Origin of the sequence: Marinobacter fuscus (assembly GCF_003007675.1) — a bacterium.
GTDB lineage: Bacteria > Pseudomonadota > Gammaproteobacteria > Pseudomonadales > Oleiphilaceae > Marinobacter > Marinobacter fuscus.
Genome location: NZ_PXNP01000066.1, coordinates 1 through 2,197, shown reverse-complemented (window position 1 = coordinate 2,197; position 2,197 = coordinate 1). Strand labels below are relative to the sequence as shown.

The following is a 2,197-nucleotide window of genomic DNA, read 5'->3' as shown; positions in this document are numbered from 1 at the left end:
GGATCGAACTGCCGACCTCCTGCGTGCAAGGCAGGCGCTCTCCCAGCTGAGCTATAGCCCCAGAACTTGTTCAGCTTCTGTTATCCGTCGTTGCGACATTCGCTCGCTGCGGTCATGACCCATCGAGGGTCACTCCCTTACTCGCTCAAGCCGCGCCTAGGCTAACAAAACCTGACCTGCGCTCTGCTGTCATTTCCAAGATCAGAATTTTTCTGATCTAGGCGTCGAAGTGCGCCGCATAGCCTGCTATGCAAGTGCTTCGAGAACGACGAGCAGTGAAATTCTGGTGGGTCTGGGTGGACTTGAACCACCGACCTCACCCTTATCAGGGGTGCGCTCTAACCACCTGAGCTACAGACCCGATTATCACACCATCTTGCCAACTCTGGACTGCGTTGCGGCTCTCGCTCAGTTGGTCACGTACTGATGTACGCTCCCGCCTTCACTCCATCCGCGCCTTGCCAGACTTGACAATCTGCCGTGCTAATACAGCGGGCCTGTTTAGACCCTTTGCTCTCTTTATTAAGCCAACCAAGTAATTCGTGTGGACTCTGACCGAAGCGTTCGGCTTCGTTTAAGGAGGTGATCCAGCCGCAGGTTCCCCTACGGCTACCTTGTTACGACTTCACCCCAGTCATGAACCACACCGTGGTGATCGTCCTCCCGAAGGTTAGACTAACCACTTCTGGTGCAATCCACTCCCATGGTGTGACGGGCGGTGTGTACAAGGCCCGGGAACGTATTCACCGCGACATTCTGATTCGCGATTACTAGCGATTCCGACTTCACGGAGTCGAGTTGCAGACTCCGATCCGGACTACGACGCGCTTTAAGGGATTGGCTCACTCTCGCGAGTTGGCAGCCCTCTGTACGCGCCATTGTAGCACGTGTGTAGCCCTGGCCGTAAGGGCCATGATGACCTGACGTCATCCCCACCTTCCTCCGGTTTGTCACCGGCAGTCTCCCTGGAGTTCTCAGCATTACCTGCTAGCAACCAGGGATAGGGGTTGCGCTCGTTACGGGACTTAACCCAACATCTCACGACACGAGCTGACGACGGCCATGCAGCACCTGTCTCAGAGTTCCCGAAGGCACCAATCCATCTCTGGAAAGTTCTCTGGATGTCAAGGCCAGGTAAGGTTCTTCGCGTTGCGTCGAATTAAACCACATGCTCCACCGCTTGTGCGGGCCCCCGTCAATTCATTTGAGTTTTAACCTTGCGGCCGTACTCCCCAGGCGGTCAACTTAGTGCGTTAGCTGCGCCACTAAGACTTCAAGAGTCCCAACGGCTAGTTGACATCGTTTACGGCGTGGACTACCAGGGTATCTAATCCTGTTTGCTACCCACGCTTTCGCACCTCAGTGTCAGTATTGGTCCAGGTAGCCGCCTTCGCCACTGGTGTTCCTTCCTATATCTACGCATTTCACCGCTACACAGGAAATTCCACTACCCTCTACCATACTCTAGCCCGACAGTTCGAAATGCCGTTCCCAGGTTGAGCCCGGGGCTTTCACATCTCGCTTATCGAACCACCTACGCGCGCTTTACGCCCAGTAATTCCGATTAACGCTTGCACCCTCCGTATTACCGCGGCTGCTGGCACGGAGTTAGCCGGTGCTTCTTCTGCAAGTAACGTCAATCCTTGAAGGTATTAACTTCAAGGCCTTCCTCCTTGCTGAAAGTGCTTTACAACCCGAAAGCCTTCTTCACACACGCGGCATGGCTGGATCAGGGTTGCCCCCATTGTCCAATATTCCCCACTGCTGCCTCCCGTAGGAGTTCGGGCCGTGTCTCAGTCCCGATGTGGCTGATCATCCTCTCAGACCAGCTACGGATCGCTGCCTTGGTAGGCCATTACCCCACCAACTAGCTAATCCGACTTAGGCTCATCCAATAGCGCAAGGTCCGAAGATCCCCTGCTTTCCCCCGTAGGGCGTATGCGGTATTAATCCGGGTTTCCCCGGGCTATCCCCCGCTACTGGGCAGATTCCTAAGCATTACTCACCCGTCCGCCGCTCGTCAGCGGAGTGCAAGCACCCCCTGTTACCGCTCGACTTGCATGTGTTAAGCCTGCCGCCAGCGTTCAATCTGAGCCATGATCAAACTCTTCAGTTTAAATCATACAAGAACTCGAAAGTTCTTAATTCTTGCTCAAGACAAAACTCAATTTCGACGAGTCACTGTCCTGATATTTCG

General features: G+C 54.5%; 1 tRNA gene and 1 rRNA gene. Both read right to left on the bottom strand.

Going from position 1 to position 2,197, the window contains the following annotated elements:
* Positions 1 to 284: 284 nt before the first annotated feature.
* Positions 285 to 361: transfer RNA gene (locus C7H09_RS09380), tRNA-Ile, on the bottom strand.
* 214 nt (positions 362 to 575) lie between these two features.
* A 16S ribosomal RNA gene (locus C7H09_RS09375) occupies positions 576 to 2,116 on the bottom strand.
* Between the last annotated feature and the right edge of the window lie 81 nt (positions 2,117 to 2,197).